Here is a 25,610-nt window from a genome sequence, read left to right as displayed (position 1 = left end):
CCAGCACGCACCAGGATCAGGGTCGGATCCGGGCGTTCCCCGATGCCGCGGCGACGACGCCGCGCGCAGGCTGGTGACATGACCGAGACCACGCAGCTCCCGCCCACCGAGGCCCCGAAGAGCCCTGCCGATCGCCCGCCGTTGCGCAGGGACCGCAGCCGCCTGATGGTCGGCGGGGTGGCCGCCGGCCTGGCCGAGCACACCGGCATCGACGCGCTGCTGTGGCGGATCGGATTCGTCGCCCTTGTCTTCGCCGGCGGTAGCGGGATCGCCCTCTACCTGGCGCTGTGGCTGTTGATGCCCACCGCCCCCGCCGGGCCCGACGACCGCACGAACCTGCTGGACGAGTGGGTCGAGCGGGTCCGCCGGATGTTCGTCCGCACCCCCGTCAACGGTTGATCATCGGCGATCGGCTGCTCGACACGCCGCCGGCCGCGACCACTCGCCGATGATCAACTGCGGGATGGGGTGTCCGAGCCGTGGACGGCGCCACCTGCGGGGAGGTGGCTCAGGCGAGCAGGCCGCGGGCGGCGGCGAGGGCCACCGCCTCCGCCCGCCCGGTGGCGCCGAGCTTGGCCAGGATGTTGCTCACGTGCACGGAGGCGGTCTTCTCGCTGATGAACAGCTCCGCGCCGATCTGCCGGTTGGTGCGCCCCTGCGCGACCAGCGCCAGCACCTCGGTCTCCCGCCGCGTGAAGACGGCGCCGGGCTCGACTGCCCGCACGCCCGGCAGGTCGAGCCGGCCGCGGCGGGCCAGCGCCTCGACCGCCGTCCGCAGCGGCTCGGCGCCCAGCCGCACCGCCACCTCGTGCGCCGCCGCCAGCTCCGCGGCCGCGCCCGCGCGGTCGTCGCCGGCCAGCAGCCCCTCGGCCAGCAGCGCCTCGGCCAGCCGGAGCCGGGACCGCGCCTGCTCGTACACGTGCCCCAGGTCGCCGAACTCCTCGACCGCGCGCCGCCACAGCTGCACCGCGACCTCGCCGCGCACCCGTGCCAGCTCGGCCTCCAGCCGCGTGCTCCACGCCCGCGCCTCGATGCCCACGGGGTACGGCACCTGCGCCGCCGACCGGCCCATCTCGGCCAGCCCGTCGGCGACGGCTCCCCAGCGCGCCACCGCCGGTTCGTCCGCGGCCCGCCGGGCCGCGACCGCCGCGTCGCCCACCGCCGCCAGCGCGGTCGTCACCAGTCGCACCGACGCGAGCCGCTCCTCACCCCACAGCTCCCGCAGCCGGCGGTCGGCGAACCGGGCCCGCTCGATCGCCCTCGCCGCGTCGCCGGCCTGACCGGCCAGCTCGATCTCCGCCGCCACCGTGGCCAGCATCAGCAGCACGTGGTTGTCCCAGCGGGCCGCCGGCCCCTGCGCCCAGCCCAGCCGCTCCGCGGCGCGCGGGTCACCCCGGCCGACCAGCACCAGCAGCCCGTCGGCGCGCACGTGCGCGGCCATGTCGGGTACCCGCGCCAGCGCGTCGGCGGCGGCCAGGCTGCCGTTCCAGTCGCCGAGCACGTACCGGGCCAGCACCTCCAGGTGCCGCAGCTCGGCGCCGTAGAACGACCACTCCACGCCCAGCGTCGCCGCCCGGGCCAGCCCGGCGGTGACGTGCGTCAGCGTCTCGGCCAGCTCGCCGGCGTCGTAGGCGGTGATCGCCTGGCTGAACCACACCCGCATCTCCACGTCGGCGTCGCCGGACCGCGCCGCCCGCGCCCGGGCCTCCGCGAACCGGGCCCGCACCGCCGCCCGGTCGCCGGCACCCGGCCCACGGGCCAGGGACACCGCGGTGTCGGCCCACGCGCTGTCCAGGCCGAGGGCGTCGGCCGCCGCCAGCGCCTCCTCGGCCGCGGCGTCCGCCTCCTCGACCAGGCCCAGGGAGTAGCTGGTGCGGGCGTGCGTGGCCGCCGCCCAGGTGCGCACCGCCGACGGCGGCTGCGCCGGGACCAGCGCCATCGCCGCGGCGCTCTCCCGGTGGGCCTCGGCGGCCTCCTCGATCCGGCCCAGCACCTGCGCCAGCGTGTAGTGCACCCGCGCCCGCGCCTCCGGGTCGCCGTCGGGCCCCAGCAGCTCCCCGGCCGAGCGCAGCAGCGCCACCGCCCGGTGCAGGTCACCGACCGCCCGGGCCGCCGCGGCCGTGTCCAGCAGCACCTCCTCCTGCGGGCGGCCGGCGCGGTCGGCGGCGTCCGGCACCGCCGACCAGAGCTCGAGCACCGCCTCCAGGTGCTGCAGCTGCTCGGCGGGAGCGCCCACCCGGCGGGCGGCGGCCGCCGCCTCCAGCGAGGCGCTCAGCGCGCCGGGCAGGTCGTTGCTCTCGCGCAGGTGGTGGGCGCGCTCCGCCGCCGTCCCCGCCTCCGGCCGGTCGGCCAGCTGGGCCGCGACGGCGGCGTGCAGCCGCACCCGTTCACCGGGCAGCAGGTCGGCCAGCACCGCCTCGCGCAGCAGCGCGTGCCGGAACCGGTAGCGCCCGTCGTCGGAGACCACCAGCAGGTGCCGGTGCACCGCCTCGGCCAGCGCCGCCTCCAGCTCGGCCGGCGACTGCCCGCCCACCGCGGCGACCAGCTCGTGCCGCACCGAGCGCCCGGCCACGGCGGCCACCCGCAGCACCTGCTGCGCGGCCGGGCCGAGCTGCTCCACCCGGGCGAGCAGCACCTCGGACAACCCACCGGGCAGCGCCTCCCCCGCCGCGACCAGCTCCTCGGCGTAGAACGCGTTGCCCTCGGCGCGGGCGACGACGTCCTCGACCGGAACGGCGCCGGGCCCACCGGAGACGGCAGCCAGCCGGCGGACCAGCGTCTCCACCTCGGCGTCGGGCAGCGGCTCCAGGGGAAGCCGCGCGACGCCGGGCAGCCGCACCAGCTCGGCGAGCAGCGGGCGCAGCGGGTGCCGGCGGTGCAGATCGTCGGCGCGGTAGGAGGCGACGACGGCGACCCGCTCGTCGACCAGCCGGGCCAGCAGGTACCGCAGCAGGTCACGGCTGGACCGGTCGGCCCAGTGCAGGTCCTCCAGGACGACGAGCACCGGCCGCGCGGCGGCCAGCTCGCCCAATAGCGCGGCCACCGACTCGAACAGCTGGAGCCGGCCGTCGTCGTCCGGCGGGCGCAGCGTGCGGTGCGGCGACGACGGGCCGAGCTCGGGGCGGGAGCGCTCCGGCACGGCACCGCCGCCGAGCAGGCCGGCCAGCACCGGGTGCCGGGCCAGCACCGGCGCCAGCTCCGGGTCAGCGGCCACCGGACGCAGCAGGTCGACGAAGGGCAGGTAGGGCAGGCCGACGTCGCCCAGGTCGACGCAGTGCCCGGTGAGCACCCGCACGCCGCGCCCGGTGGCCCGGCGGGACAGCTCGTCGAGCAGCCGGGTCTTGCCGACCCCGGCGTCGCCGGCCACCAGCACCCCGGACGGCCGCCCCGCGGCCGCCGCGTCGACGTGCGCCAGCAGCCGGCCGAGCTCGGTGACCCGGCCGACCAGCGGACCCTCGTCCCAGCGCGGCACGCCGGTGATCGTGGCACGGCCCACCGACGCGCCGGCGGCCGCCGAGGTCAGCGCGCCCGCCGCAGGCGCGTCGTCCACGAGCCCCGCCGGCTGCCCCGGGCGAAGGACCGCTCGACCAGCTCCCGGCGCCAGGCCAGCTCGGCCTCCAGAGCGGGGTTGGGGTAGTGCGTCATGACCGTCTCCTCGTGTCGTCCGTGGGTGGACGAGGAGGACGGTCGCCCTGAGGGAGGGCCCCGGGCATCGGGCGATCGGGCAGTTCCCGGGAGCGGTCGGCGTCTGAGGCCCCCCTCAGGCGGGGCCGCGGAGCGGCGTCAGGCGCTCAGCCCACGGAGTAGGTGGCCTCGTCCGCGACCACCTCGTCCTGCTCACCCGCGGGCTCCCGGGCGTCCTCGGGCGCCGGCACCGGCTCGTCGACCGCCTGGTCGAACTCGCCGTCGGCGTCGGTGTCCGCGTAGAGGGTGGCGGTCAGGTCGGTGTCCCCGGTCAGCGCCGGGTCGAGGTCCACGGCCACGTCGCTGGTGGTTCCCACCTGCACCAGGGTCGAGCCGAGCACCGCGTCGTCGCCGCCGCCACTGACGACGACGAAGCCGCCACCCGGCGCGGTCACCCTGGCGACGACCACGCGGTCGCCGGGGCCGGACTGGTCCTCGAACTCCAGGTCGGCCATCTGCCCGCTGCCCGACTCGCCCTCGGGCGCGATCGTGGTCGATCCCGCGGTGGCGGGCGAGGACGGCGGGGCGTCACCGGCCGGTGCGTCCGCGCCGTCCCCGCAGGCGGACAGCAGGAGCACGGCGGCAGGGACGGCCACGAGGGCCCGGCGGGAGCTGATCATGCAGACCTCCTGCCCCGGGCGCCGCCGGACCACACCCGCCGTACGCCCGATCAGCTCACGGTGTAGGACGCGTCGTCGGAGACGTCGCCGTCGTCGTCGTCGGTGTCCGGGATCCGCTGGTCGACCGCGGGGTCGAAGTCCCCGTCCTCGTCGGTGTCGCCGTAGAGGACCGCCTGCAGGTCGGTGTCCTCGGTCAGCGCCGGGGACAGCGGCACCTCGACGTCGGTCGCCTCGCCGGCCGGCACGGCGGTGGAGCCGAGCGCCTCGGCCTCCGTGGCGTCGTCGTCGGACCCGTCGCCGGGCAGGATCACGACGAACCCGTCGACGGTCATCGCGACCCGGGCGACGGTGACCGAGCTGCCGTCCCCGGACTGGTCGTCGAACTCCACCTCGGCGATCGGGGCACCGGTCGCCCGGCCGGTCTCGGTCGCCGCGGCCGAGTCGTCGGTGCCGTCCTCGGCGAACGTGGTGCCGACGGCGGGGGTGGGCTCTTCCTCGGCGGCGTCTCCACCGCAGGCGGTCAGGGCGAGGACGGCGGCAGCGGGGAGGGCGAGCAGCGCAGGTCGTCTCATGCTCCTGTCACTGCCCACTCCCGGCTGCTGCCCACACACCGTGATCGACGCGCGCGCCGCGGCCCTCATGGGGAAGACTGCCGGGCACCGGGCGGTTGTCCGGAACAGCTTGGTGCACCCCCGACGTCGTGGGCGGCATCCCCTGGGGCCGGTCCCCTGGCGGACCGGCCCGGACGACGTGTGAGAGGACGATAGTGCCCGAGAACGGCGCGAACGACCTGACCCCGACCGTGTTCGTGCTCTACGGCGCGACCGGTGACCTGGCCCGCCGGATGGTGCTCCCGGCGTTCTTCCAGCTCGCCCAGCACGGCCTGCTGCCCGACGAGTGGCGGCTCATCGGCAGCGGCCGCGGCGAGCGGACCGACGAGGAGTTCGTCGACCACGTCCGCGACTCGCTGACCGAGTTCGGCCCCTCCCCCGACGAGGGCCCGTGGGACGAGTTCGCCACCCGGCTGCGCTTCGCCGGCGGCGGGTTCACCGAGGACGACCCCGGTCAGCTGCTCGACGTCGTGGCCAAGGCCCGGGCCGAGATCGGCGAGGACGCCCAGGTGGTCCACTACCTGTCGCTGCCGCCGAAGGCGTTCACCGGGTACACGAAGGCCATCGGCGCCCACGGGCTGGCCGAGCGCGCCCGGGTGGTCTACGAGAAGCCGTTCGGCGACTCCCCGGAGGCCTTCCGCGAGCTCGACGCCGTCGTGCACTCGGTGTTCGACGAGGAGCAGGTCTTCCGGATCGACCACTTCCTGGGCAAGGAGGGCACCCAGGACCTGCACGTGCTGCGCTTCGCCAACGGCCTGTTCGAGCACATCTGGAGCCGCGAGCACATCGCCCAGGTGCAGATCGACGTCCCCGAGGACCTCGACGTCGCCGACCGCGCCGACTTCTACGACGCCACCGGCGCGACCCTGGACATGCTGGTCACCCACCTGTTCCAGGTCGCCGCCGAGGTCGCCATGGAGCCGCCGGTCAGCTTCCGGGCCAGCGACATCCTGGCCGCCCGCGAGTCCGTGCTCGCCGCGTTCCGCCCGCTGGCGCCGGCCGACGTCGTCCTCGGCCAGTTCGACGGCTACCGGGAGCTGGACGCCGTCCCCGACGACAGCGACACCGACACCTTCGTCGCCGCCAAGCTCTTCATCGACACCGGGCGGTGGCGGGGCGTGCCCTTCCTGCTGCGCACCGGCAAGCGGCTGGCCGCCAAGCAGCAGCGGGTCAGCCTGGTGCTGCACCGCCCGATCGGGCCCGTGCACGACGTCCCCGCCAACGGCAACGTCGTCAGCCTGTCGCTCGCCGGGGCCGGCTCGCTGGACATCGACATGATGGCCAAGCGCCCCGGCCCGGAGCTGGAGACCGCCCGCGCCCGCGCCACCCTGGACCTCTCCCAGGTGTCCGGTGGTGAGCCGCTGCCGCCCTACGTCTCGCTCATCCACGACGTGCTGGTCGGCGACCGGTCGCTGTTCACCACCAGCGAGGGCCTGGCGCAGACCTGGCGGGCGCTGCAGCCGGTGCTCGACTCCCGACCCGAGGTCCACCGCTACGAGCCCGGCTCGTGGGGCCCGGCGGCGGCCAACGAGCTGGCCGGCGAGGTCGGCTGGCTGCTGGGCCAGACCGAGCAGTAGCACCTGCGAACGCACGAAGCCCCCGCTCTCGAGGAGAGCGGGGGCTTCGCTGCGTCGGTGAGGTCCGGACCGGACGCTGGTCGCCTCGCGGCGGTTTGCACATCTGGGGCTCCAGACCCCCGACCGAGGTCGGAGCGGTGTTCCCCAGCGGCAGTTATCAAGTGGAGCCCGGGGACACAGGTCGCCCGGCCCGGACGTCCTCCACCGTACCCGCGACCCCCTGCCCCATGCGCGTGGCGATGGACTCAATCGGGACCTCAGTTGAGGCCGCGGACGTCCTGCTTCAGCGCGGTGTCCACGGTCAGCGCGCTCGCCAGCACCAGGCTCGCCAGCGGGTCGGGCAGCCGCTGGTGCACCTGGACGACGTAGTCGTCGGCGGTGGTGAGCAGGGTGCGGGCCAGCCCCTCCCAGGTCTTGGTGATCCGGGCGACCTCGGCCCCGGCGGCGTCGACGACCGCGAAGTCCCAGGCCCGCCAGTTCTCGGCCTGGATCGCCCCCACCAGCCGGTCGGCCACCACCAGGTCGAACCGGATGTGCCCGACGACGTTCGCCTGGACGATCTCCCCCACCGGCGTGCCGTCGGGGCGGACCACCAGCACCCGCGAGCGCATCACCTTCGCCGGGCGGGTCAGCAGCAGCACGGGGCCGGCGGCGTCGCGCACCTCGAGGGTGTGGGTGAGGAACTGGTCCCAGCGCGACAGCAGCCGGAACGCCTTGCGCAGGCTGCTCTGCCCCACCTGGGTCACGGCGCCGACCTGCTGGCCGGCGCCGTCCAGCACCGCGTACTCGTTGGTGAGCTCGACCAGCTTCGCCCGCTGCTGGACGACGAGCACCGGCTGCTCCAGCAGCACCGACCGCGGGTGCCCGGGCGGCACCTGCTCGCTCTGGGTGTGCTGGGGCTGGGTGTAGCGGGGCTGGGTGTGCTGGGGCTGGGTGTAGCGGGGCTGGGTGTGCTGGGGCTGGGTGTGCTGGGTCTGGGTGTGCTGGGTCCAGGCGCCGCCGTCCCACCAGCGGAGGCCGCCACCCCCGGCCGGGTCGGGGTACCAGCCCGGCGGCGGGGGCGGCTGGGTCATGCCCGCACGCTAACCACCGCGCCTGCCAGACTCGGGGACGTGGCGGGCGTCGGGTTCGAGCAGTGGGCGGCGCTGGCCGGGGACTCCCCGACCTCGCGCACCGAGTGGGCCGCGGTCGTCGGCGCGTGGAGCGAACCGCACCGCCGCTACCACGACGTCGCCCACCTGGCCGCCGTTCTCGGCATCGTCGACCGGCTGGCCGCGCACGCTCCCGACCCCACCGCCGTCCGGCTGGCCGCCTGGTACCACGACGTCGCCTACGACCCGGCTCGCAGCGACAACGAGGAGGTCAGCGCCGCCCGGGCCCGGATCGGCCTGCTCGGGCTGGTGCCGGAGGGGACCGTCGCGGAGGTGGAGCGGCTGGTGCTGCTCACCGCCGGCCACGACCCGGCCGACGACGACGCCAACGGCGCCGTGCTGTGCGACGCCGACCTCGCCGTGCTGGCCGGCCCACCGGAGTCCTACGCCGCGTACGCCTCCGCAGTGCGGGAGGAGTACGGGCACCTCTCCGACGCCGAGTTCACCGCCGGGCGGATCGCGGTGCTCGAGCGCCTGCTGGAACTGCCGGCCCTGTACCGGCTGCCGGAGCTGGCCGATGCGTGGGGCGCGCGCGCCCGGGCCAACCTGACCGCCGAGCTCACCCTGCTGCGCGCCCGCAGCTGACGATGGTCACCCGATCGGGTGATCATGCGGTCGCGCGCCGGCCGGCCGTGGTCCACGGTTGCCCGGCGACCAGCCGCCGTCCAGCGGCTCCCGCCCGGGCCCGGTCGCCGGACGTGAGGAGTTCCCCGTGCGACTCGGCACCAGCATCTTCCTGCTCGCCGTCGGCGCCGTGCTCACCTTCGCGGTGACCGCCCAGGTCAGCGGCGTCGACCTCGACGTCGTCGGCTGGATCCTGATGGCCGTCGGCGCGCTCGGCATCGTCGTCGAGCTGGCCGTCTGGGCACCGCGCCGTCGCCGCGTGGTGCGCACCGACGGCTACGAGGGCGGCCCGGTGCGCCGGTCCACCACGGAGGAGAGCTACTAGTCCGACGGGGCGCGCGCCAACCTGACCGCCGAGCTCACCCTGCTGCGCGCGCGTTCTTCCTGACCCGCAGCCCGGCGGCCAGCAGCCGGGACAGCAGCTCCCGGCAGCTCACCGGCTCGGCGCCGGCGGCGACCGCCCGGTCGTACAGCTCCTCGGGGACGTCGTAGTGGTCGCCCTGGAACGCCCGGCGCGGGATGCCCAGGTGCGCTGCGACGAAGACGTGCAGCTCGTCGTAGCCGGTGTCGCTGACCAGGTGCGACCACCGCCGTCCCCGCCACGGCCAGACCGGGGTGTCGATCAGCAGTGCCACCCGGACAGTCTGCCCCGGCTACGGTCAGGGCGTGACTGAGGAGATCCGCTGGGGCGTCGTCGGGCCGGGCCGCATCGCGGAGAAGGTGGTCGAGGACTTCGCCGTCGTCGACGGGGCCCGCGTGGTCGCCGTCGCCTCCCGGTCGCTGGACCGGGCGCAGGGCTTCGCCCGCCGGCACGGGCTGGAGCGCGCGCACGGCTCCTACGCCGAGATCCTCGCCGACGCCGAGGTCGACGTCCTCTACGTCGCCACCCCGCACCCGCAGCACCACGCGGTGGCCCTGGGCGCCATCGCCGCGGGGAAGGCGCTGCTGGTGGAGAAGGCGTTCACCGCCACCCTCGCCGGCGCCCGCGAGATCGTCGACGCCGCCCGCGCCACGGACGTCTTCGTGATGGAGGCGATGTGGACCCGCTTCCAGCCGGCCGTCGTCCGGATGCGCGAGCTGATCGCCGACGGCGCGATCGGTGAGGTGCGCTCGGTGCAGGCCGACCTCGGCGTGGCCCGCGAGTTCGACCCCACCGACCGGCTGTTCGCCCGCGAGCTCGGCGGCGGCGCGCTGCTGGACCTCGGCGTCTACGTGGTCTCCTTCGCCCAGCAGGTGCTCGGGACACCGGACACCGTGGCCGCCACCGGCTCCACCTTCTCCACCGGGGTGGATGCCGAGGCGTCCCTGCTGCTCGGCTGGGCCGACGGCCGCTCGGCGACGCTGACCACCTCGCTGCGCAACGCGCTGCCCGGGCAGGCCCGGGTGTTCGGGACGGCGGGCTGGATCGACGTGCTGCCCCGCTTCCACCACCCGCAGACGATCGTGCTGCACCGCGCCGGCGCCGAGCCGGAGGAGATCACCCTCCCGGCGACCGGGGCCGGCTACAGCCACGAGCTGGCCGAGGTGACCGAGTGCCTGCGCGCCGGGCGGACCGAGAGCGCGGTCATGCCGCTCGCCGACACCCTGGCCGTGATGGGCGTGCTCGAGCAGGCCGCCGGTCAGCTCGGCGTGGCCTTCGCCGAGGACCGCGCCGTCCTCTGACGCGGCGGCGGCGCGGGCGGCCAGGCCGCGCCGCTGGCCTGGTCCATCGTCGGCACCCGGGTGTGCGTGCCCCCACCGGCCCGGACCGCGTCGGCGAAGGTGACCGCGTCCCGGGTCGCCGCGCCGCCGGGGTCGTTGTTGAAGTACACCAGCACGTCGTCCCCGCCGTAGGTCTCCTGCAGCCGCTGCGCCCACGCCTCCAGCGTCTCGGGCGGGTAGTCCCAGCCGTCCCGGCCGGTGTGCAGCCGCAGGTACCCCCATTCGGCGGTGCGCCACAGCGGGGTGATCGGCTGCTCGCCCCGGTCGGCCCAGCACAGCGCCGCCCCGTACCGCTCCAGCAGCCCGCGGACCTCGTCGGTCCACCAGCTCTCGTGCCGCGGTTCGACGGCGACCCGGGTGCCGGCGGGGAACTGGCCCAGGCACTCGTTGAGCAGGTCGACGTCGGCCTGGAGGGTGGGCGGCAGCTGCAGCAGGACGGCGTCCAGCCGGTCGCCCAGGCCGGCGACCCGGTCCATCAGCCGCGCCACCGGCTCGGCGGGCTCGCGCAGCCGTTTGAGGTGGGTGAGGAACCGGCTGGCCTTCACGGCCCAGCGGTAGTCGGCCGGCGTGCGCTCCCGCCAGCGTTCGAAGGTCGCCCGCTCGGGCAGCCGGTAGAAGGCGTTGTTGCTCTCGACGGTGGCGAAGTGCTGGGCGTGGTGCTCCAGCCACAGCCGCTGGGCCAGCGTCGGCGGGTAGAAGCGCCCGCGCCAGTCGCGGTACTGCCACCCCGACGTCCCGATGATCACCGTCACCGGAGCCGCCTACCCTGCCCCGGCTCCGCTCATCCGCCGGTGTTCCCCGACGAGGCGGTGGTCCGCCGCGACGAGATCTGCGATCTCCGGTCCTCCCGGCGTCGGGAGCCACGGGACTGCAGATCTCGCGCACGGGCCGCTCGACCTGACCTGCCGTCGTGCGCGACTCCCCCGCCCGCTGCCTGGACCTCTGCCTCGACGCCCGCTACCACCAGGCGGTCGCCGATCGGTGGTCCGCCGCGATGGGCTACGTCCGGCGCCCCCCCCCCGCGACGGGGACCCGGCCGGGCCGCGGATCTGGGTCAACCCGCTTCGCCCCGGAGTCATGACCCGCCAGCCCCGTTGATCATGGGCGTCGTGCTGCGGGACACGCCGTCCACCGGCGCGTCGGGCGACGACGTGCCCATGATCAACCTGAGCCGCCCCCACAGACGCCGACAGGGGCGGCCCCGCGAGTGCGGGACCGCCCCTGCCGGGCAGTGCTGGTGGTGCAGTGTCAGCCGTGGCTGACGGCGGGACTCAGAAGTCCATGCCGCCCATGCCACCGTCGCCGGCACCGGCCATGGCCGGGGCGTTCTTCTCCGGCTTGTCGGCGATGACGGCCTCGGTGGTGAGGAAGAGCGCCGCGATGGAGGCGGCGTTCTGCAGCGCCGAGCGGGTCACCTTGGCCGGGTCGATGATGCCGGCGGCGACCAGGTCCACGTACTCGCCGGTGGCGGCGTTGAGGCCGTGCCCGGTCTCCGAGTTGCGGACCTTCTCCGCCACGACGCCACCCTCGAGGCCGGCGTTGACGGCGATCTGCTTCAGCGGGGCCTCGAGCGCGACGCGCACGATGTTGGCACCGGTGGCCTCGTCACCCTCGAGGTCGAGCTTCTCGAACGCGACGGTGGTGGCCTGCGCCAGGGCGACGCCACCACCGGCGACGATGCCCTCCTCGACGGCGGCCTTGGCGTTGCGCACCGCGTCCTCGATGCGGTGCTTGCGCTCCTTGAGCTCGACCTCGGTCGCGGCGCCGGCCTTGATGACGGCGACGCCACCGGCCAGCTTGGCCAGGCGCTCCTGCAGCTTCTCGCGGTCGTAGTCGGAGTCCGACTTCTCGATCTCGGCGCGGATCTGGTTGACCCGACCCTGGATCTGGTCGGCGTCGCCGGAGCCCTCGATGATCGTCGTCTCGTCCTTGGTGGTGACGACGCGACGGGCGCGGCCCAGCAGGGAGATGTCGGCGTTGTCGAGCTTGAGGCCGACCTCCTCGCTGATGACCTGACCACCGGTGAGGATGGCGATGTCGGCGAGCATGGCCTTGCGCCGGTCACCGAAGCCGGGGGCCTTGACGGCGACCGACTTGAAGGTGCCGCGGATCTTGTTGACCACCAGGGTCGCCAGGGCCTCGCCCTCGACGTCCTCGGCGATGATCGCCAGCGGCTTGCCGGACTGCATGACCTTCTCCAGCAGCGGGAGCAGGTCCTTGACCGAGGAGATCTTGCCGTTGACGACCAGGATGTACGGGTCGTCGAGCACGGTCTCCATGCGGTCGGTGTCGGTCACGAAGTACGCCGACAGGTGACCCTTGTCGAAGCGCATGCCCTCGGTGAGCTCGAGCTCCAGGCCGAAGGTGTTGCTCTCCTCGACGGTGATGACACCTTCCTTGCCGACCTTGTCCATCGCCTCGGCGATGAGCTCACCGATGGCGGTGTCGGCGGCGGAGATCGAGGCGGTGGCCGCGATCTGCTCCTTGGTCTCGACGTCCTTGGCCGTCGAGAGGAGGTACTCGGAGACCGAGGCGACGGCCTTCTCGATGCCCTTCTTCAGGGCCATCGGGTTGGCGCCGGCGGCGACGTTGCGCAGCCCCTCGCGGACGAGGGCCTGGGCGAGCACGGTGGCGGTGGTGGTGCCGTCACCCGCGACGTCGTCGGTCTTCTTCGCGACCTCCTTGACCAGCTCGGCCCCGATCTTCTCCCACGGGTCCTCGAGCTCGATCTCCTTGGCGATGCTCACACCGTCGTTGGTGATGGTGGGGGCACCCCACTTCTTCTCCAGCACGACGTTCCGGCCACGGGGGCCGAGGGTCACCTTGACGGCGTCGGCGAGGGTGTTCATCCCTCGCTCGAGGCCGCGGCGCGCCTCTTCGTTGAACGCGATCATCTTGGCCATGTGGTGATGTCCTCCATGCGTGGATCGCTGCACGGTCTGGTCCGGCGCCCGCGACGGACGACACCAGCCACGTGGACGCTCCTGCGGCCCACTGCCGGTGCCTCACCGTTCCGACCTGTTTGGCACTCGACGGGGCCGAGTGCCAATCGAGAGTCTGGCACTCGACCCGTGCGAGTGCAAGAACGGGGGTCCCCTGGGCTCTGTTCCCGGGCCGGCGGAACGCAGCGAGGCCCGGCCTCCCGAGGGAGACCGGGCCTCGTGTGCCGGGTGGATCAGGCGCTGCGGACCGCGTCGGCCTGCGGGCCCTTCTCCCCCTGGACGACCTCGAAGGAGACCCGCTGGCCCTCGTCGAGGCTCTTGTAGCCGTCCATCTGGATGGCCGAGTAGTGGACGAAGACGTCCTGACCGCCGTCGACGGCGATGAAGCCGAAGCCCTTCTCGGCGTTGAACCACTTCACGGTGCCTTCTGCCACGTGTGCTCCCACGTTCGTGCGTGCGGTCAACCCCCCTGCGTCCGGGGGGTCGGGTCTCGCTCTTCCGCCCGTCGAACACGAACGTGGAACTCGAACCGCGCGGAACGGTACAGGACAGAAGCGCGCAGGTCACCGGTCCGTTGCGCGCGCTCCGGCCGTGTGTGGTAACGCTTCGATGACGGCCCGCCGCACGCGCCGCACACCCCGCCGTCAGGCGATGAGGCCCGCCTCGCGCAGCGACTTCAGCGACGGCTGGACGCGGTGCGAGGGTCCGACGACCGGCAGCAGCGGGTCGAGGGTCTTCAGCCCTTCCCCGGTGTTGAGGACGACGGTCTCCTTCGCCGGGTCCAGCAGCCCCTTCTCCACCAGCTGGCGCAGCACCGCCGTCGTCACCCCGCCGGCGGTCTCGGCGAAGACACCGGTGGTGCGGGCCAGGTCGCGGATGCCCTGCACGATCTCCGCGTCCCCGACCCGGCCGACCGAGCCGCCGGTGCGCCGGATCGCGTCCAGCGCGTACGGACCGTCGGCCGGGTTGCCGATGTTCAGCGACTTCGCGATGCCGGTGGGCTTGACCGGCTTGACGACGTCCCAGCCGTTGTCGAAGGCGGTGGCGATCGGGTCGCAGCCGGCGGACTGGGCACCGAAGACGGTCCACTCCGTGTCCGCGACGATCCCGGCGGTCACCAGCTCGCGCCAGGCCTTGTCGACCTTGGTCAGCAGCGAGCCCGACGCCATCGGGATGACCACCTGGGCCGGGATCCGCCAGCCGAGCTGCTCGGCGATCTCGTAGCCCATCGTCTTCGAGCCCTCGGCGTAGTAGGGCCGGACGTTCTGGTTGACGAAGGCGGCGTCCTCGAACTCGTCGGTCTCGGCGAGCTCGCTGGTCAGCCGGTTGACGTCGTCGTAGGAGCCGTCGACGGCGACCAGCGCCTGCCCGTAGACCGCCGACTGGACGATCTTGCCCGGCTCCAGGTCGCTGGGGACGAACACGTAGGAGGGCCACCCGTTGCGGGCGGCGTGCGCGGCGACCGAGTTGGCCAGGTTGCCGGTCGAGGCGCAGGCGATCTTCCGGTAGCCGAAGCCCTTGGCCGCGGTGGCGGCCAGGCTGACCACGCGGTCCTTGAACGAGTGCGTGGGGTTGGCCGAGTCGTCCTTCACCCACAGCCCGCCGGTGATGCCGAGCTCGTCGGCCAGCCGGTCGGCACGGACCAGCGGGGTCATCCCCGGGTCGAGGGTGACGCGGGACGCCGGGTCCTGCCCCACCGGCAGCAGCGCCGCATAGCGCCAGATGTTCTGCGGGCCGGCCTCGATCTGCTCGCGGGTGACCGCGGCGAGCAGGCCCTTGTCGTAGTCGACCTCGAGCGGGCCGAAGCACTCGGCGCAGGCGTGCTCGGCGATCAGCCCGAAGGTCGCGCCGCAGTTGCGGCAGACCAGACCCTTGGCCGGGTTCGGGGCGACCTGGCCCCCTGCTGCGGAGTCGGCCTGGAGAGAACCGGGAGCGGTCAGTGTCATGCGACGACTACCTCCTCATCTTCCCCGCGTCGGGCCGTCGAGCCGCGCGGGACGGAATTGGCACCTCCTCGCCGCACTGGTGCGGCGAGCGGTTGCCGGGGCTTCGTCGGGCCGTGTCCCTCTGCCCCTCTGGATGAGTGGAACGCCGTGAGCCTACCCGGGCGGCGGCCGGGACGGCGGGACCGCCAGGATGACCGGGTGGCCGCACGCATCGTCTACACCGACCTGGACGGCACGATGGTCGGCCCGCGGGGGTCGTTCTGGCACACCGCCGGCCGGGACCTGACCGACTCCCCCGCCGCCGCGCTGCTGGAGCTGCACCGCGCCGGGTCCGCCCTGGTGCTCGTCTCCGGCCGCACCTCCGCCCAGCTGCTGGAGGCCGCGCGCATCTTCGCCGCCGACGGCGCGATCGCCGAGCTGGGCTCGCTGGTCAGCTGGGCGGGCGGCGCGGAGAGCCACCTGCTCGCCGGAGAGCTGCCCGAGCGGTACGCCGGCCGGACACCGATGGACGTCCTCGCCGAGCTCGGCGTGGTCGACGCGCTGCTCGCCGAGCACCCCGGCCGGCTGGAGTGGCACGAGCCCTGGCACACGACGCACTCCGCCGACGCCCTGCTGCGCGGCCGGGTCGACGCCGCCGCCGTCGACACCTGGCTGGCCGAGCGCGGCTGGGGCTGGCTGACCATGAACGACAACGGCGCCGTCCCCGCCGCCCCGCGGATGCGGCTGGACGAGGCGGCCCTGCCGCCGCACGTCTACCACCTGATGCCGCGCGGCATCTCCAAGGGCGCGGCGATCAGCTGGGACCTGGCCCGCCGCGGGCTCACCGCCGACGACGCGGTGGCGATCGGCGACAGCGTCAGCGACCTGGAGATGGCCCCCGCCGTCGACCGGCTGTGGATCACCGCCAACGGGGCCGCGGTGGACGGCATGCCCGAGCGGCTGGCCGCGCTGCCCAACGTCTCGGTCACCGACGCCCCGATGGGCGAGGGCTGGGCCCAGGCGGTGCTGGCCAGCCTCTAGGAGGTGACGTCCTTGCGGGCGAAGTGGTGGAACGCCAGCGCGGTGAACAGCGCCGACCAGACCAGCCCCTGCACGACACCGCGGAACAGGTCCCCGGAGTCGACCGGGGTCTGCAGCAGGTCGGTCCACGCGTAGTTGAACGCGGTGGGGAACCAGTCGCGGATCGCCCCGAGCTGCTCGACCTGCTCCAGGACGGCGAAGACGATCGTGGTGAACACCGACCCGCCGACCGCGGCCAACGGGGCGTCGGTCACCGTCGACAGCCAGAAGGCCAGCGAGCCGACGACCAGCAGGTGCACGGTCAGGTAGCCGAGCATCCCGGCCAGCCGCAGGTACGCCGTCCCCTGGTCCAGCGCCACGCCGACCGGGGTCTGCACGTCACCGAAGCCGAACGCGATCCCACCGGCGACCACCGCCACCGCGACCAGCAGCAGCATCGAGCCGACCGACATCACCAGCGCGGCCAGCCACTTCTGCCGGAGCAGCCGCATCCGCGGGATCGGCGTCGCCAGCGCGTACCGCAGCGACCCCCACGAGGCCTCGCTGGCGATCGTGTCCCCGAAGAACAGCGCGAACACGACGACCAGGAAGAACCCGGTGGTCGCGAAGAGCACGAACAGGGTGAGGTTCAGCCCGCTGGCCGAGGCGACGTCGACCAGGTTGACCCGGGTGTTCTCCTCCGCCTCCTCGGTGCCGCCCAGCTGCAGCGCGCCGATCAGGATCAGCGGCAGCGCCGCCATCAGCGCGACGACGCCGAGGGTGCGGCGGCGCTTGAACTGACGGCGCAGCTCCACGCCGAGCCGCAGCGTGCGGCCGGGCCGGTACCCGGGCGCGGCCCCCGTCGACGGAACCGTGGTGCTGCTCATGACTCCCCCACCAGTGACAGGAACGCGTCCTCCAGCCGCCGGCGCGGGGTGAGCTGGTCGACGGCGACCCCGGCCTGCACCAGGGCGCTCAGCGCGGCCACCCGGCTGGTCGGCCCGAGGTCGACCACCAGACCCTCGTCGGTGCGCTCGACCGGCCCCACCCCCGGGAGCCCGGCGAGCACCTCGGCGGCGCGCGCCGGATCGGCGTCGTCGGCGAGCCCGATCAGCACCGACCCACCGGTGCCGACGATCTCCTCGACCGTGCCCTGGGCGATCTTCTGGCCCTTGGCCATGACGACGACGTGGCTGCAGGTCTGCTCGATCTCGCTCAGCAGGTGGCTGGAGACGATCACGGTCCGGCCGGTCTCGGCGTAGGAGCGCAGCACGTCGCGCATGGCGTGGATCTGCGGCGGGTCCAGCCCGTTGGTCGGCTCGTCGAGCACCAGCAGGTCGGGCAGGCCGAGCATCGCCTGGGCGATCGCCACCCGCTGCCGCATGCCCTGGCTGTAGCTGCGCACCGGCTTGTCCAGCGCCGCGCCCAGGCCGGCGACCTCGATCGCCTCGTCCATGTGCGCGTCGGCCGGCGGCCGGCCGGTGGCCGCCCAGTAGAGGGTGAGGTTGTCCCGGCCGGACAGGTGCGGCTGCAGCCCGGTGCCCTCGACGAAGGAGCCCAGCCGGGACAACACCGGCGCGCCGGGCCCGGCGGCGTGGCCGAACACCTCGATCCGCCCCTCGGTGGGCCGGATGGAGCCCATCAGCATCCGCAGCGACGTCGTCTTGCCCGCGCCGTTCGGACCCAGCAGCCCGAGGACCTGGCCCCGGCGGACCTCGAAGGAGAGGTCCCGGACGGCGACGAAGCCGTCCTTGTAGGCCTTGGTGACCCCGGTGAACCGCAGCGGCACGTCCTCGCCGTCGGCGGCGGGGGTGTCCGCGCGGCGGCGTCGGCGGCCCCACAGCACCGCGGCGAGCCAGCCGAGCAGCCCGAGGGCGGCGAGCACGCCGAGCAGCACCCACCAGCGGGCCGTGCCGGCCGTGGCCTGCACCTCCCCGGCGGCCTCGGGCACCGCCAGCGACGCGCCGTCGGCCAGGCCGACGGTGTACACCGACGCGTCGGCCGGCAGGGCGTACCCCTGGTCGGTGGAGGAGACGACGACGCGCATGGTGTGGCCGGCCTCGAACCGGTGCACGATCGCCGGCAGGGTGACCGCCACCTCGGTGGGCGCGGCCGGGTCGGTGGAGACGTCGGTCAGCGCGAGCGGTGAGACCAGCCCGGCGGGCAGGATCGTCGCGCCGTCAGGGCCGACGTCGTAGAGCTTGGCGAACAGCGTCGCGGCCCCGGTGGGTGAGGAGACGGCGAGCCGCACCTGCGGGGCACCGACCACCTCGACCGCCTCGTCCAGCTCCGCGGTCGCGAAGGCGGCGAACTGCCCGGGCACCTCCAGGGTGCCGCCGCTGAGCGCGGCGCCGATGCCCCCCAGCCCGGGCACGGTGGTGAGCGCCGCCGGACTGCCACCGGCCGGGGTGACCACCGGCTGGGTGCCGCCCACGAGCGCGACGTCGAGCCGGGTGGCCGGGGCGCCGCCGAGGCCGGGGTAGTCGTCGGCCTCGACGGTGCGCGAGCCGCCCTGCACCCGGCCGACACCGCTCCCCAGCCCGGTGGGGGCGGGGTACCGGAAGCCGGCGGGGTCGGCGGGGCCGTCGCGCAGGTGGGCGTCGAACCAGCCGGCCACCTGGTCGCGCAGGTCGGCGGTGACCCGGTCCGAGGCGCCGGCGTCGTGACCGCCGTCGTACCAGGTGACCTGCACCGGAGTGCCGTTGGCGGCGATGCCGCGGGCGTTGGCGTCGGCCTCGCCGAGGCCGAACAGCGAGTCCTGGGTGCCCTGGATCAGCAGCGTCGGGGCGGTGATCCGGTCGAGCACGCCCGCCGGGCTGTTCCGCTCCAGGAGGGCGGCGATCTCCGGGGTGAGGGTGCCGCTGCTGGCCGCCTCCTGGTACGCGGCGCAGATCTCGGGGCGGAAGCGCCCGCAGGTCAGCGCCTGGGCGACGTCGGCCTGGTCAGCGTCGGCCACCTCGCCGGTCGGGGCGTTCCCGGCGGGCGAACCGTCGCCGGTGGGCGCCGCCCCCATGCCGAAGAACAGGCCGGCCCACAGCCGCTTGAACACGCCGGCGTCGGTGGTGCGCGGGGTGGCCGCGGGGGTGCCGGCGTCCTCGACGATGCCCGAGGCGTCGGGGAAGAGGGCCGTGCTGAGGGAGTTCCAGGTGATCTGCGGGGCGATCGCGTCGATCCGCTGGTCGTAGGCGGCCGCCAGCAGGCTGAGCGCCCCGCCGTAGGAGGCGCCGGCCACGCCCACCCGGGGGTCGCCGGGCTCGTCGAGCAGCACGTCGTCGCGCTCGCCGAGCCGGTCGAGCAGGGTGCTGACGTCGGCGACCTCGTAGCGGGGGTCGTCCAGGCCGATCTGCCCGGTGCTCGCGCCGAACCCCCGCGCGGACCAGGCGAGCACGACGAAGCCCCGTCCCGCGAGGTCCCGGGCGTCGTCGGCCACCGACTGCTTGCTGCCGCCGAAGCCGTGGGCGAGCAGCACCGCAGGGGCCGGGGCGTCCGCGGTCGCGGAGGCCGGCAGGTAGAGGGTGGTGTCCAGCTCGACCGCGTCCGCGCCGCTGCCGGAGTCGATCCGGGCGTCCTCGGTCCGCACGTCCTCCGCCGCCCGCGCGGGGCTGCCGGAGCCGGCGGCCAGCACGGCGACGACCACGCCGAGGGCCAGCAGGACGACGAGGAGGACGGTGGTGAGGGCGGTCGCCGCCGGGCGTGCGCCGAAGCGCGGGCCGGGGCGCGCCGGCCCGGAAGCGGAGCGCACGAAGGCGGCAACGCGCGAGCGGCCCGGGTGGTTCCGGCCGCCGGGGTGTCTCAGGGCCGCCAGTTCCCGGTGGCGACGACGACCAGGCCGGGCGACGGCTGGCCGGGGACCTCGAAGAAGCGCGCGGCCGGGCCGGTGAGCTCGGGGAACTGCTCGATGAGCTGGCTCGCCGCCTCCTCCTGCACCGGGTCGCCGGCGGTGAAGTAGACGGTGCTGACGGCGATGTCGGAGCCCGGGTAGCCGCCGGTGCCGGCGACCTCCCAGCCGCCGCCGGAGAACTGCTCGCCGAGGTCACCGGCCAGGCCGTTGATGGCCGTGCTGTTGAGCACCGTGATCGGGGCGCGCACCGGCCCGACCGGCGCCGCCGGCGGGGCGGTCACGACCTGCTCCGCCGGGGTCGACTCCGGCGCCGCGGAGGACGGGGCGGGCGGCGCGGAGCTGGTCACCGGGGTCTGGGCGGATGTCTCCTGGGTGCCCGGCGAGCGGAACGACCAGACGCTGAGCACGGTGAGCGCGACCAGCACGACGGCGAGCGCGCCCAGCGCCGCGCGGCGGGGCAGCCGACGGGTCGCGCTCCCGCTCCCGTCGGGGGACGCGTCGACCGAGTCGGCGCGGGTCGCGCCGGCGCCCTTCTCGGCCTTGCGGCGTGCGGCGTCGGCGGCCTGGCGCTCGGCCCGCTGGGCCGCCCGACCGCCGACGGTGGCGGCGGTCTCGGGGGCGCGGCCGGAGACCCCGGCCTCCTCCAGCGCCTCACGGCGACGGCGGGACTCGGTGAGCCGGTCCATGCCGGACGGCTCGGGCTCGGGCGCGGGGGCGGACGCAGGGGCAGCGGGTGGCAGCGGCGCGGCGGCCGGGCGGGCGGGCGCCGGGGGCGGGGTCTGGGTCGGGGCACCCCAGGCTGACTCGGCGGGTGCGGGGCCGGAGACCCGCTGGGTGCTGTGCTGGGCCGGCGGTCCCGCCGCGGGCCGGCGCGACGGACGGCCGGCGTCGACCCGCTGGGTGGCGTCGGCCGGGGCCGGCGCGGGTGCCCGGCCGGGAGCCGTGGCAGGCGGCGTCGCCGAGGACGGCGCAGCGGGTGCGCGGCTGGTGGCGGGTGCGCGGCTGGTGGCGGGTGCGGGGGCACCGCGGCGCGCCGACGGGACGGCGGGGCGCCCGGCGACCACGGGCGCACCACCGATGGCGGTGGCCGGTCCGGTCGCGGGCGGTGCGGCGTCCGGAACGGGCGGTGCGGCGTCCGGAACGGGCGGTGCGGCGTCGGTCCGCCGGCGACCGGTACCCGCCGGCGCGGCGGCGCCGGGGCGCTCCGGCGGACGACGGACAGCGGCGTCCCCGACGGAGGAGAGCTGTCCCTCACGGCGCCGTTCGGCCCGGCCCTGCCGGGGCAGGGTCATGGCGCCGTCGGTGGTCGTCGCCGGCCGGTCGCCCGCCCCACGCCGGGCGGTGGGCTCCGGCCGGGCGCCCGGTTCACGCCGGGAGTCGGCACGACGTCGACCGAGGGCGACGTCGGTCTCCGGCTGGTTTCCGTCACCGCCTGGCGCCGCATGCCTCCCCACAGTGAGTGAGGCTAGACGGCTCAGCCGTCGCTGCCCAGGACATCGCCGTGGCGTGCTCGCTGTCGCACCGCACGCATCCTGCGCAACCGGCGTACCAGCAGCGGGTCGGCGGCCAACGCCTCCGGACGGTCGACCAGCGCGTTGAGCAGCTGGTAGTACCGGGTCGCCGAGAGCCCGAACCGCTCGCGGATGGCCGCCTCCTTCGCCCCGGCGAAGCGCCACCAGTGCCGCTCGAAGGCCAGCACCGCACGGTCGCGCTCGGCCAGGCCGGCCGGCACCACGTCCGCACCCGCCCCGGCGTCGACCTCGGCAGGTGCCGGGGGGACGGCGGACGCGGTCTCGGTGCTCATGGGTGCTGCCTCCGGGGGGTCGGGCGCCGTGGGCGCCGGTGGTCGATCGCGGTCGACGGTAGCCCCGGGCACCGACAGTCCCGGGCAACCCGCGGCGCGCGCCGGAAGCTGCCGGCGCACCCGGTCAGAGACCGGCGGGCATCGGCTCGGCGGCGGCGCGCCGCGCCGCCCGGGCGGCCCGCAGGCTGTCCGCGCTGAAGACGGCCAGCGCCACCCACACGATGGCGAACCCCGCCAACCGGGCCGGCGGCATCGGCTCCGCGTAGACGAAGACGCCGATGGACAACTGCATGAGCGGGGTGACGTACTGCAGCAGGCCGACGGTCGACAGCGGCACCCGCCGGGTGGCCGCGGCGAACAGCAGCAGCGGCACGGCGGTGGCCAGGCCCGAGCTCACCAGCAGGAGGGCGTGACCGGCGCCGGCATGGCCGAACGCGGCCTGCCCGTCGAACTCCAGGAAGCCCATGACCACCAGCGCCGGGAGGAACACCACGGCGGTCTCGACGAACAGGCCCGGCGCCGCCTCGACCCGGACCACCTTCTTCATCAGGCCGTACAGGCCGAAGCTGGATGCCAGGGCCAGCGCGATCCACGGCGGGTGCCCGTAGTCGACGGTGAGCACCACCACCGCCACCAGGGCGATCCCCACGGCCACCCACTGCAGCCGGCGCAGCCGTTCCCGGAACACCAGCACGCCGAGGACGACGCTGACCAGCGGGTTGATGAAGTAGCCCAGCGACGCCTCGACCACGTGCCCGGAGTTGACCGCGTAGACGTAGACCAGCCAGTTCACCGCGATCAGCCCGGCGGCGACGGCCAGCACCAGCAGCGCCCGCCGGTCACCGACGGCCCGCCGCACCTGCCCCCAGCCGCGGCGCACGCTCAGCAGCAGGGCGATGAACAGCAGCGACCAGGCGACCCGGTGCGCCACGATCTCCAGCCCGCCGGCGGGCTCCAGCAGCGGGAAGTAGAGCGGGAACACCCCCCACAGGGAGTAGGCCCCGAGGCCGGCGAGCACCCCGACCCGACGTTCGTCCACCGGCGCACCGTACGCCCGCCCCGGCGGTGGGTTGCGCGCGGCAACCGGCGGTCGGGACCCGTCGGCGACCGCCGTCCCGTGGTCCTACCGTGGATGCCGTGCCAGCGGGACGCCCCAACCCAGCCCAGTGGCTCTGGTACGCCTACGGGGGCGGCCTGCCGCCGCACCTGGCCGACTGGGTGCTGGCCGACACCACCGGGCCCACCTGGGTGGGCCGGCACCTGCTGCGCGCCCTCGTCCAGCTGACGCCGGTGCTCGTGCTGTGCCTGCTGGTCCCGCCCGTGCCCCTGGGCATCCGGATCACGGCGGCGGTCGGCGGCCTGGTCATCGGGGGCATGTTCGCCGTCGCCTACATGACCGAGACCACCGAGCACCGCGCGGTCAAGGCCGGGTGGCCACCCGGGACGACGGCGCGACTGCGCGCCGAGCGCGTCGAGCGCGAACGGCTCGAGCGCCGCGCCCGGTACCGGTCCGGCGGCGCCGGCAGCTTCGACTGAGGGCCACCGGCAGGATGTCGCCGTGCACCCCCGCTTCTCCCGCCGCACCCTGCTCGTCGGCGCCACCGCCGGCCTGGGCGCCGTCACGCTGACCGCCTGCGCCGGCACCGACGTCCCCGAGGTCACCGGCGCATCGGCGGGCAGCCGGCTGGTGGCGCTCGACGAGATCGCCGTCGGCGGCAGCTACGAGCTGTCGGTGGACGGCCGGCGGATCGTGCTGAGCCGTCCGGCGGACGACGTCGTCGTCGCGTTCGACGCCGCCTGCACGCACCAGGGCTGCGCCGTCCGGCCGGCCGACGACGAGCGGCTGGCCTGCCCGTGCCACGGCTCGGTGTTCGACGCCGGCACCGGGGAGGCCCTGACCGGACCCGCGAGCGAGCCGCTGGCCCCGGTCGCGGTGCAGGTGTCCGGGGCCGACGTCGTCCTCGCCTGAGCGGCGTCAGTCCTCGACGCGGAAACCGATCTTGAGGGTGACCTGGAAGTAGGCGACGTCGCCGTCGACGACCTGACCGCGGATCTCGCTGGTCTGGAACCACTCGATGTGCCGCACGGTCTCCGACGCCTTGCGGATCGCGGTGCGGACGGCGTCGTCGACGCTGGTGGTGGAGCTGCCGACGATCTCGCTCAGCCGGTACACGTGGTCGCTCACGACGGACTCCTCGCGGGGGTGCTGCCCGGGCGGCAGCGGTCGCACCGACCCTGGCACGCGACCGCGCGCCCCGCGAGCGGGAGGAGAGCCCCATGTCCGGATTGAACGGACGACCTTTCGCTTACAAGGCGAGTGCTCTACCACTGAGCTAATGGGGCGAGGCCGAGGCCGGGTTCGAGGCTACCGGCCACCCCCCTCCACCGGGCACCCGCGCTGCCGGGCTGCCGGGTCGGGGAGAGGATCGGCGTCATGACGAACCCGGTGGTGGCGGTCCTCGGTACGGGCGTGATGGGCGCGGGCATGGTGCAGTCCCTGCGCCGGGCGGAGGTCCCGGTGCGGATGTGGAACCGCAACGGCGACAAGGCCCGGGCGTTGACCCCCACCGGCGCGGAGGCGTTCGACTCCCCCGCCGAGGCGGTCGCCGGGGCCGACGTCGTGCTCACCATGCTCTTCGACGCCGACGCCGCGATCGAGGTGGTCCGGCAGGCCGGGGCACCGGCCGGCACGGTCTGGCTGCAGTGCTCGACGGTGGGCGTCGAAGGCGCCGACCGGACCGCCGAGGTGGCCGACGAGCTCGGCCTGGTCCTCGTCGACTGCCCGGTGCTGGGCACCCGGCAGCCGGCCGAGCAGGGGCAGCTGGTCATGCTCGCCTCCGGCCCGGCCGAGCAGCGCGAGCGGCTGGCCCCGCTGCTGGACGCGATGGGGCGCAAGACGGTGTGGGCGGGCGAGGCCGGCGCGGGCAGCCGGCTGAAGATGGCCTGCAACGCCTGGCTCGTCTCGATCAGCGTGGGCACCGCGCAGTCCGTCGCCCTGGCCCGGGGGCTCGGGGTCGATCCGCAGCTGTTCCTGGATGCCGTCGACGGCGGCCCGATGGACACCCCCTACGCGAAGCTCAAGGCCGCCAACATGCTCGCCGGCGAGCACCCGGTGAGCTTCGGCCTGACCGGCGCCACGAAGGACGCCCGGCTGATCCGCTCCGCGCTGCAGCTCGCGGGGGTGCCCGACCGGTTCGACGCCGCCGCGGTCGCGCTGATGGAGCGGGCGATCGAGCGGCTGCCCGACCCCGGCGCGGTGGACCTGAGCGCGCTGATCGAGGGGTTCGCCCCGGACGGCGCCTGACCGACGGGGGCGCCCGGTTGCCTCAGGCGGCGTCGGAGCCGGCCGCCGGGTCACCGGACACGTAGGCGGCGGGGTCGCTGTCGACGGTGGCCCCCTCGGCCAGCCAGCGGGCGAAGCCGGCCGGATCCCGGCGCTCCAGCTCGTCGAGCGCCTCCTGCCGACGGCGGACCAGCTCCTGCCGGGCACGCGGCTCGCGCACCTGCCCCAGCGCCGCGGAGGTGCGCACCCACTCCCGGCCCAGCGCCGCCACGCTCATCGCGTGCGCCCAGGCTCCGGGGCCGACCGGCTCGGAGCCCACCGCCGTCGTTCCGCTGCCCGGCCCGTCCGGGGGCAGCGGGACGACGTCGCCGAGCCCCGTCGCCGGCCGCGGCGTGGCCCGCTGCCCCCGGTTCCGCCGGCCGGAGGAGAGCAGCCACCGGACCACCAGCCAGGCGAGCCCGCAGCCGGCCAGCAGGGTGGTCACGCCGCCACCGGCAGCCACCGCGCTGCCGTTCAGCACGAGCAGGACGCCGACCGCCCCGGCGGCCGCGCGCCAGCCCGCCTCGGCCACCTGGTGCCGTGGCCGTGCCGGCACCGACTCCCGCGCGACGCCGACGGCCACGCAGGCGCTGACCACGGCGGCGAGCACCACCGCGACCAGGCCGGCACCGCCGAGGGCAGCGGCTCCGATCGCCGCCAGCACGGCACCGAGGGCGAACAGCAGGGCGAGTCCGATGCGGGCGGGCGCACGACGGGGCACCGGGAACCTCCGGGACGGGGAGCTGCGCACAGGGCGGCGACGGGCAGTACGGCGAGGGGCAACACAG

26 protein-coding genes, 1 tRNA gene and 1 riboswitch are annotated in these 25,610 nt (G+C 75.2%); of the genes, 9 read left to right on the top strand and 18 right to left on the bottom strand.

Annotated elements, in window-relative coordinates:
• The first annotated feature begins 78 nt into the window (after window positions 1–78).
• On the top strand, window positions 79–399 hold the full coding sequence (locus ACI79A_RS04860; RefSeq protein WP_457080498.1) for a PspC domain-containing protein: 321 nt from the start codon (window positions 79–81) through the stop codon (window positions 397–399).
• 109 nt (window positions 400–508) lie between these two features.
• On the opposite strand, the gene ACI79A_RS04855 is transcribed toward ACI79A_RS04860, so the two are convergent.
• The 4 genes from ACI79A_RS04855 to ACI79A_RS04840 form a co-directional block, all read right to left on the bottom strand.
• The gene (locus tag ACI79A_RS04855; RefSeq protein WP_457080496.1) at window positions 509–3,550 is read right to left on the bottom strand and encodes an ATP-binding protein; all 3,042 of its coding nucleotides are present in this window, start codon (window positions 3,548–3,550) and stop codon (window positions 509–511) included.
• Window positions 3,520–3,645, bottom strand: a complete 126-nt coding sequence (locus tag ACI79A_RS04850) for a hypothetical protein (protein ID WP_457080494.1) — start codon at window positions 3,643–3,645, stop codon at window positions 3,520–3,522. The genes ACI79A_RS04855 and ACI79A_RS04850 overlap by 31 nt, the downstream gene beginning before the upstream one ends.
• Before the next feature lie 146 nt (window positions 3,646–3,791).
• A complete protein-coding gene (locus tag ACI79A_RS04845) occupies window positions 3,792–4,304 on the bottom strand; it encodes a DUF7282 domain-containing protein (protein WP_457080492.1) in 513 nt (170 codons plus the stop codon).
• 50 nt (window positions 4,305–4,354) lie between these two features.
• Entirely contained in the window at window positions 4,355–4,876 is a 522-nt protein-coding gene (locus tag ACI79A_RS04840) for a DUF7282 domain-containing protein (RefSeq protein WP_457080490.1), read from the bottom strand.
• Window positions 4,877–5,070: 194 nt separating this feature from the next.
• On the opposite strand from ACI79A_RS04840, the gene ACI79A_RS04835 reads away from it, so the two are divergent.
• Window positions 5,071–6,492 carry a glucose-6-phosphate dehydrogenase gene (locus tag ACI79A_RS04835; RefSeq protein WP_457080488.1) on the top strand — a complete coding sequence of 474 codons (1,422 nt, stop codon included), beginning with the start codon at window positions 5,071–5,073 and terminating at the stop codon, window positions 6,490–6,492.
• 257 nt (window positions 6,493–6,749) lie between these two features.
• Here ACI79A_RS04835 and ACI79A_RS04830 read toward each other — a convergent pair whose 3' ends face one another.
• Complete coding sequence (locus ACI79A_RS04830; RefSeq protein WP_457080486.1) at window positions 6,750–7,565, bottom strand: LURP-one-related/scramblase family protein; 816 nt, start codon at window positions 7,563–7,565, stop codon at window positions 6,750–6,752.
• 39 nt (window positions 7,566–7,604) lie between these two features.
• Between ACI79A_RS04830 and ACI79A_RS04825 the strand changes: the two genes are divergently transcribed.
• Both ACI79A_RS04825 and ACI79A_RS04820 read left to right on the top strand, forming a co-directional pair.
• Entirely contained in the window at window positions 7,605–8,228 is a 624-nt protein-coding gene (locus ACI79A_RS04825; protein ID WP_457080484.1) for an HD domain-containing protein, read from the top strand.
• Window positions 8,229–8,355: 127 nt separating this feature from the next.
• The gene (locus ACI79A_RS04820) at window positions 8,356–8,592 is read left to right on the top strand and encodes a DUF6458 family protein (RefSeq protein WP_457080482.1); all 237 of its coding nucleotides are present in this window, start codon (window positions 8,356–8,358) and stop codon (window positions 8,590–8,592) included.
• A gap of 34 nt (window positions 8,593–8,626) precedes the next feature.
• On the opposite strand, the gene ACI79A_RS04815 is transcribed toward ACI79A_RS04820, so the two are convergent.
• Window positions 8,627–8,902, bottom strand: coding sequence for a DUF4031 domain-containing protein (locus ACI79A_RS04815; RefSeq protein WP_457080480.1), 276 nt, complete (start codon window positions 8,900–8,902; stop codon window positions 8,627–8,629).
• A gap of 31 nt (window positions 8,903–8,933) precedes the next feature.
• Here ACI79A_RS04815 and ACI79A_RS04810 point away from each other — a divergent pair, with 31 nt between their 5' ends.
• The gene (locus ACI79A_RS04810; protein WP_457080478.1) at window positions 8,934–9,929 is read left to right on the top strand and encodes a Gfo/Idh/MocA family protein; all 996 of its coding nucleotides are present in this window, start codon (window positions 8,934–8,936) and stop codon (window positions 9,927–9,929) included.
• Here the strand turns inward: ACI79A_RS04810 and ACI79A_RS04805 are convergent.
• The 4 genes from ACI79A_RS04805 to thrC form a co-directional block, all read right to left on the bottom strand.
• Window positions 9,887–10,720: a DUF72 domain-containing protein gene (locus ACI79A_RS04805; protein ID WP_457080475.1), complete on the bottom strand. Its 834-nt coding sequence runs from the start codon at window positions 10,718–10,720 to the stop codon at window positions 9,887–9,889. The two genes, ACI79A_RS04810 and ACI79A_RS04805, sit on opposite strands and share 43 nt — an antisense overlap.
• 519 nt (window positions 10,721–11,239) lie before the next feature.
• Window positions 11,240–12,871 carry a chaperonin GroEL gene (gene groL / locus ACI79A_RS04800; protein WP_457080473.1) on the bottom strand — a complete coding sequence of 544 codons (1,632 nt, stop codon included), beginning with the start codon at window positions 12,869–12,871 and terminating at the stop codon, window positions 11,240–11,242.
• 272 nt (window positions 12,872–13,143) lie between these two features.
• Window positions 13,144–13,344 (bottom strand): cold-shock protein, encoded by a 201-nt coding sequence (locus ACI79A_RS04795; RefSeq protein WP_153362423.1) that lies wholly within the window; start codon window positions 13,342–13,344, stop codon window positions 13,144–13,146.
• A gap of 210 nt (window positions 13,345–13,554) precedes the next feature.
• Window positions 13,555–14,856 (bottom strand): threonine synthase, encoded by a 1,302-nt coding sequence (gene thrC, locus ACI79A_RS04790; protein WP_457080470.1) that lies wholly within the window; start codon window positions 14,854–14,856, stop codon window positions 13,555–13,557.
• Between the two features lie 12 nt (window positions 14,857–14,868).
• Window positions 14,869–14,996: riboswitch (SAM riboswitch) on the bottom strand.
• Between the two features lie 58 nt (window positions 14,997–15,054).
• Between thrC and ACI79A_RS04785 the strand changes: the two genes are divergently transcribed.
• Window positions 15,055–15,876, top strand: coding sequence for an HAD family hydrolase (locus tag ACI79A_RS04785; protein WP_457080468.1), 822 nt, complete (start codon window positions 15,055–15,057; stop codon window positions 15,874–15,876).
• Here the strand turns inward: ACI79A_RS04785 and ACI79A_RS04780 are convergent.
• The 5 genes from ACI79A_RS04780 to rarD all read right to left on the bottom strand — a co-directional run bounded on the left by ACI79A_RS04780 (window position 15,873) and on the right by rarD (window position 22,539).
• Entirely contained in the window at window positions 15,873–16,742 is an 870-nt protein-coding gene (locus tag ACI79A_RS04780) for an ABC transporter permease (protein ID WP_457080466.1), read from the bottom strand. The two genes, ACI79A_RS04785 and ACI79A_RS04780, sit on opposite strands and share 4 nt — an antisense overlap.
• Complete coding sequence (locus tag ACI79A_RS04775; protein ID WP_457080464.1) at window positions 16,739–19,597, bottom strand: alpha/beta fold hydrolase; 2,859 nt, start codon at window positions 19,595–19,597, stop codon at window positions 16,739–16,741. Before ACI79A_RS04775 ends, ACI79A_RS04780 begins: the two co-directional genes overlap by 4 nt.
• A gap of 50 nt (window positions 19,598–19,647) precedes the next feature.
• The gene (locus ACI79A_RS04770) at window positions 19,648–20,382 is read right to left on the bottom strand and encodes a LytR C-terminal domain-containing protein (protein ID WP_457080462.1); all 735 of its coding nucleotides are present in this window, start codon (window positions 20,380–20,382) and stop codon (window positions 19,648–19,650) included.
• 788 nt (window positions 20,383–21,170) lie between these two features.
• The gene (locus ACI79A_RS04765) at window positions 21,171–21,500 is read right to left on the bottom strand and encodes a DUF3263 domain-containing protein (protein WP_457080460.1); all 330 of its coding nucleotides are present in this window, start codon (window positions 21,498–21,500) and stop codon (window positions 21,171–21,173) included.
• A 124-nt stretch (window positions 21,501–21,624) separates the two neighbouring features.
• Window positions 21,625–22,539, bottom strand: coding sequence for an EamA family transporter RarD (gene rarD, locus ACI79A_RS04760; RefSeq protein WP_457080458.1), 915 nt, complete (start codon window positions 22,537–22,539; stop codon window positions 21,625–21,627).
• 98 nt (window positions 22,540–22,637) lie between these two features.
• Between rarD and ACI79A_RS04755 the strand changes: the two genes are divergently transcribed.
• A complete protein-coding gene (locus tag ACI79A_RS04755) occupies window positions 22,638–23,036 on the top strand; it encodes a DUF5313 family protein (protein ID WP_457080456.1) in 399 nt (132 codons plus the stop codon).
• Between the two features lie 22 nt (window positions 23,037–23,058).
• Complete coding sequence (locus ACI79A_RS04750; RefSeq protein ID WP_457080454.1) at window positions 23,059–23,469, top strand: Rieske (2Fe-2S) protein; 411 nt, start codon at window positions 23,059–23,061, stop codon at window positions 23,467–23,469.
• A gap of 6 nt (window positions 23,470–23,475) precedes the next feature.
• On the opposite strand, the gene ACI79A_RS04745 is transcribed toward ACI79A_RS04750, so the two are convergent.
• Together ACI79A_RS04745 and ACI79A_RS04740 are read right to left on the bottom strand one after the other, a co-directional pair.
• Window positions 23,476–23,685, bottom strand: a complete 210-nt coding sequence (locus tag ACI79A_RS04745) for a dodecin (protein ID WP_457080452.1) — start codon at window positions 23,683–23,685, stop codon at window positions 23,476–23,478.
• A gap of 86 nt (window positions 23,686–23,771) precedes the next feature.
• Window positions 23,772–23,843: transfer RNA gene (locus tag ACI79A_RS04740), tRNA-Thr, on the bottom strand.
• A gap of 91 nt (window positions 23,844–23,934) precedes the next feature.
• On the opposite strand from ACI79A_RS04740, the gene ACI79A_RS04735 reads away from it, so the two are divergent.
• Window positions 23,935–24,804, top strand: coding sequence for an NAD(P)-dependent oxidoreductase (locus tag ACI79A_RS04735; RefSeq protein ID WP_457080450.1), 870 nt, complete (start codon window positions 23,935–23,937; stop codon window positions 24,802–24,804).
• A 22-nt stretch (window positions 24,805–24,826) separates the two neighbouring features.
• On the opposite strand, the gene ACI79A_RS04730 is transcribed toward ACI79A_RS04735, so the two are convergent.
• Window positions 24,827–25,543, bottom strand: coding sequence for a hypothetical protein (locus ACI79A_RS04730; protein ID WP_457080448.1), 717 nt, complete (start codon window positions 25,541–25,543; stop codon window positions 24,827–24,829).
• Window positions 25,544–25,610 lie beyond the last annotated feature (67 nt).

It is taken from the genome of Modestobacter sp. SYSU DS0657 (assembly GCF_054050925.1).
This window is presented reverse-complemented; position numbering and strand designations above follow the sequence as displayed.

Excerpts from the sequence above, each read along its gene's own strand:
- ACI79A_RS04860 (WP_457080498.1), top strand. The coding sequence starts at position 79 with ATGACCGAGACCACGCAGCTCCCGCCCACCGAGGCCCCGAAGAGCCCT.
- ACI79A_RS04850 (WP_457080494.1), bottom strand. The coding sequence starts at position 3,645 with ATGACGCACTACCCCAACCCCGCTCTGGAGGCCGAGCTGGCCTGGCGC.
- ACI79A_RS04845 (WP_457080492.1), bottom strand. The coding sequence starts at position 4,304 with ATGATCAGCTCCCGCCGGGCCCTCGTGGCCGTCCCTGCCGCCGTGCTC.
- ACI79A_RS04840 (WP_457080490.1), bottom strand. The coding sequence starts at position 4,876 with ATGAGACGACCTGCGCTGCTCGCCCTCCCCGCTGCCGCCGTCCTCGCC.
- ACI79A_RS04830 (WP_457080486.1), bottom strand. The coding sequence starts at position 7,565 with ATGACCCAGCCGCCCCCGCCGCCGGGCTGGTACCCCGACCCGGCCGGG.
- groL (WP_457080473.1), bottom strand. The coding sequence starts at position 12,871 with ATGGCCAAGATGATCGCGTTCAACGAAGAGGCGCGCCGCGGCCTCGAG.
- thrC (WP_457080470.1), bottom strand. The coding sequence starts at position 14,856 with ATGACACTGACCGCTCCCGGTTCTCTCCAGGCCGACTCCGCAGCAGGG.
- ACI79A_RS04780 (WP_457080466.1), bottom strand. The coding sequence starts at position 16,742 with ATGAGCAGCACCACGGTTCCGTCGACGGGGGCCGCGCCCGGGTACCGG.
- ACI79A_RS04770 (WP_457080462.1), bottom strand. The coding sequence starts at position 20,382 with ATGGACCGGCTCACCGAGTCCCGCCGTCGCCGTGAGGCGCTGGAGGAG.
- ACI79A_RS04765 (WP_457080460.1), bottom strand. The coding sequence starts at position 21,500 with ATGAGCACCGAGACCGCGTCCGCCGTCCCCCCGGCACCTGCCGAGGTC.
- ACI79A_RS04735 (WP_457080450.1), top strand. The coding sequence starts at position 23,935 with ATGACGAACCCGGTGGTGGCGGTCCTCGGTACGGGCGTGATGGGCGCG.